This window comes from Cupriavidus lacunae (assembly GCF_003353055.1).
Classification (GTDB): domain Bacteria; phylum Pseudomonadota; class Gammaproteobacteria; order Burkholderiales; family Burkholderiaceae; genus Cupriavidus; species Cupriavidus lacunae.
This window is the reverse complement of record NZ_QKWJ01000153.1, coordinates 1-8,587: the sequence shown is the minus strand read 5'-3', so window position 1 is coordinate 8,587 and position 8,587 is coordinate 1. Positions and strand designations below refer to the sequence as shown.

The window sequence follows — 8,587 nt, the reverse complement described above, 5'->3', positions numbered from 1 at the left end:
AGCGCTTCTTCGTTGCATCGTCTAACGGCTTCTTCGACACGGCGCGTATCTCCAATCAACCCGTTAGAGATGAAACGCGCCAGCCCTGAATCCGTTGTCATGTTTTTTGTAAATCTCAATAATTGTGACGAAGCTTGACGCGCCGCAATGCAATGGATTTGCGATCGACGATTGACCGGCTCGCCGCCGAGAATGTTCGCGTTCACTGTCCTGCGCTCGGCGGCGTCGATCTGATGCGTGCCGTCGGGAAAATGACGATGGGCGTGTTGATCGCGGTCGACGAGTCGAACGTGACCCGCGCGGAAGGAAAGACACTGGGTCGCCATCAGCACAGACTGACATACAGCGGGCCGAGGCTCTACAACGCCTCGCGGCGCGTGAATCAGTCTCGCAGTTTGTGTGCGACTATGGGACGACGCCCCAGACGATCGTGCCGATCCGTGAAAAAGTGGCACCCTGTCTGATGACGCGTCCTACCATCAAAGACCGATGCGAGAACGCTCGCCTGTCGACTAACAGCAAAACTCTCAGGTATCGCCTTACCCTGCGATACTATCCAGCGCGGCGGCACGAATGAGCCGTGTCTCCTGTGCCGTGATCAGATGGCTCGATGCCTTGAGATAGGCCGGGAAATCCGGATGCGTATCGCGTGCAAGGCACCGTCGTTCGTAGTCCGCCAGATCGTCATACCCCCACAGGTGGGTGAACTGGTTCTGCGGCCCGACCAGACTGGTCCAAAAGCCGAGCGGATGTCCAAGCGTCTCGAGCAGGATTGGCATGGCGAGCCTGTCAAATACCTCAAGAAACTCGGGCATTTTGCGCAGCGCGATAGTGTAGACCCGGAAATCCACGAGGGGCTTTGCCAGAAACATTGGGTGGATGCTCATGCGTGCACCTTCTCGTTGCAGGCCATGGCTTTGGTGGCGATGGCGTTACCGGTGACATAGCCGAAAGTCATATTGGGCCCATGGGTGATACCGGCGCCTGGATAGTTGCCGCCCATCACGCTGCGCCGGTCATTGCCGACCGCGTAAAGGCCCTCAATCTGGCTGCCGTCGGCCCGCAGCACCTCGCCGGTGACGCTAGTCCTGAGGCCGTCGAAAGTGCCCAAATCGCCCATCACCACCTTCACCGCATAGAAGGGGCCGGTCGCGATCGGCGCAACGCAATGATTGGGCTGGTTATCCGGATCACCGAGATAACGATTGAACGATGTGCGGCCGCGCTGGAACGCCGGGTCTTCTCCGCGCTCGGCATCGCGGTTGTAAGCATGGACCGTCCTCTCAAGCACATCAGGAACAATCCCGCAGTTGCGCGCCAGTTCGCCGATCGTCTCGCCCTTGATGAGGTAGCCCTTGCGTAGTAACGGCCCCACCGGCATCGGCGCGGGCTTGGCATAGCCCAGTCCATACTTGCCGAGTGCCACCTTGTCGCAGATCAGCCACATCGCCGTCTCGCGCTCACCTTTGCAAGCGCGGATCAGCGCCGCGCCAACATCGTGGTAGGAGTTCGATTCATTGGTGAAGCGCTTACCGCTGCGCAGCACGCCGATCACGCCGGGCTTATAGCGGTCGAGCAGATGCGGAAATACGCCTGTGCGGCCCTTGCCGAAGGCTACCTTTGAAACTGGCATCCAGGCCGACGCATCAGGGAAGCCGAGCTCGACCGCGCCACCCACCTTCTCCGCCATGCTTAATCCATCGCCCGTATTGCCGACTGGTGTCGGCGAGAGATGCTCACCGCCGCGCTTTACATGCGGATAGACCTGCGCGATGCGCTTGAGATCGTGCGGGAAGCCGCCGCAAGCCAGCACGACGCCGTGCCGGGCAGTGATCCGAAGGTCACCGTCGGATGCGGTCGCACGCACACCGACCACCTTGCCGTCCTCGCTGCGCAGTTCCTTCACGGGCGTCGAAGTGAGGATCGGAATGTTGATCGCCAGCGCCGACTTTGCGAGCCTCGCGGCAAGCGCGTTGCCGCTCGTGACGTTGATCCCCCGTCGGTAGAGCGCCAGCTCCTTGATGTGGGTTGCCAGACGCCGTGCCACATAGAGGAACGAAACAATGGACTTCGTCGCGCGGAAGAAATGCTTGAGGTCTGCGTTCGACGAATTGAACATCATTCCCATGAAGGTGATCGTCTCGAGCGGCGGCTTGAGACGGCGCATGTCCTTGCCCAGCCCGCGAATGTCATAGGGCGCGGCGAGGACCGAGCGGCCGATATCGACGCCGCCGGGCGCATCCGGATGATAGTCCGGATAAAGCGTGGGCACGAACTTCATCTCGGTCTCGCGCTCGAAAAACTCGACCATTTTCGGTCCGTTCTCGATAAAGCACTGGACTGCGGCGGCATCGTAGTTGTTGCCCGTCTCGCTCATCATGTATTCGCGCACGCGCTCGACGGTGTCAGCCGGATTCTGCTGTCGGCCATATTTGCTCAGCGGAATCCACAAGACCCCGCCCGACAGCGCGGTGGTACCACCGAACACGGGTTCCTTTTCGAGCACGACGACATCGAGGCCGCGCTTGCGTGCAGTGATCGCGGTGGCGAGGCCAGCAGCACCCGATCCGACCACGACCAGATCGCAAATGATCTCTTTAGCCATATCCAATCTCCTTGTCGTTATGGTGTGATGGATCTCAGGCGGCCGGGGTCGCGTTGAAACCGGGGCGCGGGACCATGTCCATCAGCATGCAATCAAGTCCACCGTCGACGAGCACCTCCGCGCCGTTGACGTAGGCAGCCAGGTCAGAGGCGAGGAACAAGGCCGGGCCGGCGAGATCCTCGGGCTCGCCGATGCGGCGGCTCGCGGTGGCGGCGGCGCGGCGGGCCTCGAAGCCCGGCTCCTCGTAGAACTTGGCGGAGAGCGCGGTGCGGATCATGCCGGGCAGCACGCAGTTGCTGCGCACCCCGCGTGGGCCCCATTCCGCCGCCAGCTGCCGCGAGAGCAGCAGCACACCCGCCTTGCTCGGGCTATAGGAACCGCTATTGGTCTGCGGATTAAGCGCCGCAATCGAGGCAACATGGACAATACTGCCCTTGCCCGCCGCCAGCATGTCCCGACCGAATGCCCGCGCGCACAGAAGATAGCCAGTGAGATTAACGGCGATGGCCTGGTTCCAGTCTTCGATCGCGACCGTCTCCAGAGGTCCGGCGCGCAGCAGCCCGGCATTGTTGACGAGCACGCTGGCCGGCCCGAGCGCTGCGCGAACCTCGCCGGCCGCTGCGGCAACCGAGGCTTCGTCCGACACGTCGCAGCCGATCGCCTGTGCCACCGCACCGGCTTTCCGAAGCTCGGCGGCGACAGCCTCGGCGCCGGCACGATTCCGATCCACAAGCGCCACATGTGCTCCGACATCAGCAAAGGCGCGCGCGATGCCGGCACCAATGCCACTGCCCGCACCTGTGACCACGCAGACCTTTCGATCCAGGTTCAGCCGGTATGGCGTCGAGGCGTTTTGCTTCCTGAGATTTTCCATGCGATTTGTCTCCTGAAATCTGTATCGCCATTGAACGCTTCGAGCGCCTGTGGAACAATGGACAGAGACCACGTGTAACAGGACATATCGTGCATCATGGCCCATGATCAACAGCGCCGCCGGACCGTTCTGCATTTCGGGCTCTATGGTGCGGAAGCTGAGCAAACCTGGGTCGACATGGTGCATTACGAACCCATTCCCCTGCGTGCCGGCCGCTTCGACTTTGACATCGAGCCGCACGTCCACGATGCGCTGATCCAGGTGCTCTACGTCACCAGCGGGGGCGGCGAGGCCTTCATCGACGGCCACGCCTGGACAGTCGAAGCGCCATGCCTGATCGTCGTGCCAGCGCGTTCGGTCCACGGCTTTCAATTCCGGAGCGACATCGACGGTCACGTCATCACCGCCGCACAGTCGGCACTGGAATCGCTGGCAATGACGGCCGCGCCCGAACTGCTGGAATTCATGCGCACGCCGACCGTGCTGTCGATCGATCCCGAAGTCGAGCGCGGCACGCCCCTGGAGACCCTGTTTCAGTCGATTGGCCACGAGGCGGAGAGCCACGAGCGCTGGCAGTTCACCGCAGGCGCCGCACTGACAATCGCCCTGTTCGTCAAGATCGGGCGCCTCAGCGAGCACGCCCGGCTTTCAGCCAGTTCCGAGCGGCGGACAATGGCCGCGCGGATCGAGCGGTTCCGCGCCCTGCTCGATCGCCATTGCCGTGAGCGGCGGCCGGTCGCCAGCTACGCCGACGAGATGGGCGTGACCACCGGCCAGCTCTCCCGCATCTGCCGTGCCACCTTCGGGGTCTCCGCAATCGAGGCGATCAATGCACGCTCGATCCATGAGGCCAAGCGGCTGCTCGGCTATTCGACGCATAGCGTGAAGCAGATCGCCAGTGAACTGGGCTTCCAGGACGAGGCGTATTTCAGTCGCTTCTTCCGCAAGCAGACCGGACTGCGTCCAACTGAATACCGTTCGGCGGCCCACGACCGATCCTTGCCGCCTGAAAAGGTGCGGGCGAGCTGACGCGAGCTCGCCCTTCCGGGTCCAGTCCTACAACCTGTCCATCTTGACGAACAGGTGTTCCGGTCCCGAGTTTGTCAGATTGTTGCCCCGCACATACTGGATCGGCCTTTCGGGGTCGAGGGCAATATCGCCAAGCTTGCGCGCGAGAGTCTTCGTCGCGATCATCGTCTCCAGCTTGGCGAGCGGCATGCCAAGGCATTTGTGCATGCCATTGCCGAAACCGAGGTGGCCACTGGAATCGCGGTCGATGTCGAACGTCTCGCCGTCGGCAAACTTGCGGCTGTCGCGGTTGGCGGACGACAGCAACAAACGCACTACTGCGCCCTTGGGCAGATCAACGCCCGCGACCGTGGTCGCCTCGGTGGTGATGCGGCTCACGCGCTGGACGGTACCACGATAGCGCGCCACCTCCTCGACGAAACGCTCAGCGTCGGCGGGGTTTTTGCGGATACGTCCCAGCAGGTTCGGCTGTTCGGTGAACATGCGGAACGCGTTGGCCATCAGGATCGTCGTCGTGTCGTGCCCGGCGATGAAGACGAACGCACACAGCTCCTTCGCTTCCTTTTCCGAAAGCAGGCCGTCCTTCCACATGCGCGCGATATGCCCGCCGATTGACTGGCTGTCGGTGCGAGCGAGCCGCTCCATCGCCTCCTTCAAGTAGGCGAAGAATGCCTTCGCGCTCTGCTCGTCGGTGCCGGTCCCCGGCGCATTGCGCGCGAGTCGCCCGAAATAGCTAAAGGTCTCGTCCGACCAGAATTTCATCTTCTCCTCATCCTCGTTCGGCACGTCGATCATCGCGGAGATGGTCGAGATGCTGAGCGGGATGGCGAAATCGTCGACGACGTCACCGCCGCCTTTGGCGATCATCGCGTCGAGCAGGCTCTCCGCCCTTTGCTCGATCTGTTCGATAAAAGGATCGAGCGCCAACGGCAGGAAGGACGGCTGGACGACCTTGCGTAACCGCGTATGGTCGGGCGCGTCAAACAGCGTCAGGAACGTAAGCGGTGGCGGGCTGACGACCTCGGAGGAAAACAGCTTCGGGTTGCGGATCGCCTGGTAGACATCGTCATAGCGGGAGAGAAACCACACGTCCGAAGTCGCCGACTGGCAACGCAGCACCGGCGCATGTTCGCGCATCCACCGGTAGTGCTCGTAAGGGTCACCCTGCGAGCCGTCATCGACCACCTTGAATGGCTCAAGCCCCTGAGGCCACTCCAGTTCGTGCGAATAGGGCGGAAGCGTGCTGGCCGTGAATGGGCAGACCGATGGCGCGCTCTGCGGCGCAGCAAGGGGGCGAGAGACGGGTGCTGCGACCACGGGTGCCATCTTGCCCGTCGCCTTACGCTCCAGCGCCCGGCTCATCGTGGCCTTGGAGTGACGCGCATGCTGGGCAATCAGGTCACGCGCCGCATTCAGGTCGCCCAGCTCGAAGGCGGCGACAATGTCCCGGTGATGCTGAACGACATCGCCCACAATCTCGATCTGGTCGGTCAGCGCACGGGCGATGTAGTCCTGCACGGCGAGCTGCCGGTAAAGCGCAATCAGCTGGGCGTTCCCGGAAGCTTCGATCGGGAACAGGTGGAACGCGTGGTTTGCCTCGATGTAGCGCGGAATGTCGATAAAGCGTTGCCCGGACACGAACGGCGCGGTCGCCTCGGCGAGCCGGCGGAAAGTGATCAACTGCTCGCTCGACAGCCGGCCCATGGTTAGCTGCGCGGCCCCCAGTTCGAGAGCCATGCGCAAATCGAAGGCCTCGTCGACATCGACCGGTGCAATATGCTCCTCGCCGGTCTGGACCACCAGGCCGGTGCCGGAGAACTTCTCATAGTAGAAATTACGCGGCGTCAGCCCTTCAGACGAGAGAAAACTGCGCACCGCATCGACCATCGGCGGCGGGCCGCAAAGGTAGACATCGGCATCGCCACCGTTGAGCTGCGAAGCGACGATATGGGGGGTGACATAGCCCTTATTGGGATAGGCACTCTCGGGGCTGGCGACTGTGCAGGCATAGGTGAAATTCGGCAAGCGCTGCGCATAGGCTTCGAGCCGGTCGATGCCAACCAGGTCCTCATCGGTGTTCACACCCAGGATCATGTGGATCGGATGCGGGCTGCCGCCGTCCTCGACGACCTTGTCAAGCATAGAGAGGAACGGCGCGAGGCCCGTGCCACCCGCCAGAAACAGCACCGGCCGCTCGATGGGGCGCAGGTAGAAGCTTCCCATCGGGCCGCGAAACTCAATGGGGTCGCCTACTTTGGCGGTTTCGCAGAGCCAGGTCGACATCGCGCCTTGCGGCACATTGCGCACAAGGAAAGACAAGTGACGCTCCCCGGGTCCGGAGCTGAACGAGTAGGACCGTGTCTGGTCCGTGCCAGGCACCTGGATATTCACATACTGCCCCGGAAGGAAGCTGAGAGCTTCGCGGTTCTCGAGCTCGACCGAGAAGGCAATGGTGGTGGCGGATGCGCGTTGACATGTGGCGATCCTTCCCCTGTGGGAGGACGGGCCGGTACCCGAAACATCGGAGCTCGTAGCGAGCTGAATCACGCAGGCGGAACGTGGGCTCATCTGGCATGTGAGAACCTTGCGCGCGCTCGCCTCCTCCGCAGTAAGCGCATCCTCCACGCAATCGCCCAGAACGTACTCGCCGGACTCGCAGTCCGCCTTGCAGGTACCGCACACACCATCACGGCAATCGAGTGGGATATTGATCTTGGCGCGAATGGCAGCGTCGGTGATGCGCTCGCCCTCCTCGCACTCGATGAAGCGGGTCACTCCGTCCTCAAAACGGAGTGTTATCTGATGGGCCATAGCGGTGTCTCCTCTAGAGCCGCCAGAACATACCGCTCCACTGCCGGTCTGTTCGAGCGGGGTGGCACGCGAAATAGCCTTGCTTCTTGCAAAGCCCTTCGCGTGCCCATTTGGTTTGAGGATGAAAATTTAGAGCCTGAACCGCATTCCCTCAACGGACAGAGACGGCGTGAGCCCGGACAAAACGTGCATTGCGATTGATGCCGTTGCACATATTGTTGTTGCAGAAGCTATCAACACTCTTGGGACACACGACCGATTATCGAACCACCGTCTCGATTTCAAAGAGACGGAGAGCCGACATGCGTGCACGGCCGCTCTTGATTTCAACCCTCCGGATCCGGGTGGGCATCCACGCCGGCGAGGTGGTCGGTGCGCACCATTCGGCGGGATGACCGCAATGGTGGCGTTCGGCTCGATCGGGAGGTGATTCTCGCGCGCGGCATCGTAGGTGGCATCGATACTGACCGCGGCCGCCGCCAGCGCGCCATCGGAGTCGCCGCGTACCCGGGCGGCCGAATGGGGTCTGGCTCGCGCCCCGCCTCCGGCACCACGGCTTCGGCACGGTTATCGAGCGGGTCGCAGACCGGCGTTTCCCCGGCATAGCGAATCTGCAGCAGACAGGTCGCATGCTCGGCCTGGTCCGGAGTTTGTGCCACGACCACGGCAACCGGCTGGCCGTAGAAGCGGACGCGATCGTCCTGCAGGACATGGAGACGGTCGCCGTGTGCCGGATCGATAAAGCCTTTGTGGGGCGCATACGCCAGTGCCGGGGCATTCTCATGGGTCAGTATCGCCAGGCCCCCCGGCAGTCTGCGCGCCGCTTCCGCGTTGACCTCGACCACTTGTCCCAGGCCGATCGACGCGCCCACAATGACCGCATAGGCTTGCCCGGGTTGATTGAAGTCGGCGGCATACTGCGCCCTGCCGCTCACCTTGGCGCGCCCGTCGATGCGGGCATGCGGTTGGCCGATATGGTTTGCGTTCGTCATCTGGCTTCTCCCGCGAGTTCGAGGGCCCGGACCACGGTCCGTTGCAGCAGCGCGATCTTGTATCGGTTGCCGGCCAAAGGAGAGGCGTCTGCGATCGTAGTCAGCGCGGCCGCCTCCGTGGACGTGATCATTGATTTCATCGGCGGTCCCTACCTATTGAGATTTACAAAAAACATGACAACGGATTCAGGGCTGGCGCGTTTCATCTCTAACGGGTTGATTGGAGATACGCGCCGTGTCGAAGAAGCCGTTAGACGATGCAACGAAGAAGCGCTT

General features: G+C 62.3%; 7 protein-coding genes. 1 reads left to right on the top strand and 6 read right to left on the bottom strand.

Going from position 1 to position 8,587, the window contains the following annotated elements; genetic code table 11:
- The 4 genes from DN412_RS43685 to DN412_RS41350 all read right to left on the bottom strand — a co-directional run.
- Positions 1-332 (bottom strand): hypothetical protein (locus DN412_RS43685; RefSeq protein WP_161564127.1); only part of this gene is annotated, 332 nt, incomplete at its 3' end.
- Between the two features lie 207 nt (positions 333-539).
- A complete protein-coding gene (locus tag DN412_RS41360; protein ID WP_115216796.1) occupies positions 540-887 on the bottom strand; it encodes an NIPSNAP family protein in 348 nt (115 codons plus the stop codon).
- The gene (locus DN412_RS41355) at positions 884-2,605 is read right to left on the bottom strand and encodes an FAD-dependent oxidoreductase (protein ID WP_115216795.1); all 1,722 of its coding nucleotides are present in this window, start codon (positions 2,603-2,605) and stop codon (positions 884-886) included. The genes DN412_RS41360 and DN412_RS41355 overlap by 4 nt, the downstream gene beginning before the upstream one ends.
- Positions 2,606-2,639: 34 nt before the next feature.
- The gene (locus DN412_RS41350) at positions 2,640-3,479 is read right to left on the bottom strand and encodes an SDR family NAD(P)-dependent oxidoreductase (RefSeq protein WP_115216794.1); all 840 of its coding nucleotides are present in this window, start codon (positions 3,477-3,479) and stop codon (positions 2,640-2,642) included.
- 96 nt (positions 3,480-3,575) lie between these two features.
- On the opposite strand from DN412_RS41350, the gene DN412_RS41345 reads away from it, so the two are divergent.
- Entirely contained in the window at positions 3,576-4,508 is a 933-nt protein-coding gene (locus DN412_RS41345; RefSeq protein ID WP_115216793.1) for a helix-turn-helix domain-containing protein, read from the top strand.
- Between the two features lie 27 nt (positions 4,509-4,535).
- On the opposite strand, the gene benC is transcribed toward DN412_RS41345, so the two are convergent.
- A complete protein-coding gene (benC, locus tag DN412_RS41340) occupies positions 4,536-7,319 on the bottom strand; it encodes a benzoate 1,2-dioxygenase electron transfer component BenC (protein ID WP_115216792.1) in 2,784 nt (927 codons plus the stop codon).
- Between the two features lie 326 nt (positions 7,320-7,645).
- Positions 7,646-8,311, bottom strand: a complete 666-nt coding sequence (locus tag DN412_RS41335; protein WP_244223081.1) for a hypothetical protein — start codon at positions 8,309-8,311, stop codon at positions 7,646-7,648.
- Between the last annotated feature and the right edge of the window lie 276 nt (positions 8,312-8,587).